We start from the raw sequence: 279 nt of genomic DNA, 5'->3' as shown, positions 1-279 counted from the left end.
CAAAAAGCAGGGTGCAGTCTGGATTTGGTTCGTTTTGTTAAGCAGGAAGAAACCATACTTTCTTCGATAAAGGTGACCATCAACCAGCAGGGAATACCTGAAGCGCAGCCAGACAGCATGCATCCTGTTATCCGAAAAGAGATTCTGGCTGAGCAGGCAGAACCCGGATTTATTGATCCAGACTATTTTAATGAAACTTATTTCCCGAAAGGGATGAAGGTGTATCAATTTACACAAAAGGTCTCGGTGGCGGGGCTTCCTGAATGGGCCTGGACGCGA

General features: G+C 46.6%; 1 protein-coding gene. It reads left to right on the top strand.

The genetic code is table 11. The annotated features are described in order from the left end of the window. Positions 1-279 (top strand): hypothetical protein (locus LZP73_RS21150; protein WP_234236979.1); only part of this gene is annotated, 279 nt, incomplete at both ends.

The organism is Shewanella sp. AS16 (assembly GCF_021412365.1).
GTDB lineage: Bacteria > Pseudomonadota > Gammaproteobacteria > Enterobacterales > Shewanellaceae > Shewanella > Shewanella salipaludis.
This window is presented reverse-complemented; position numbering and strand designations above follow the sequence as displayed.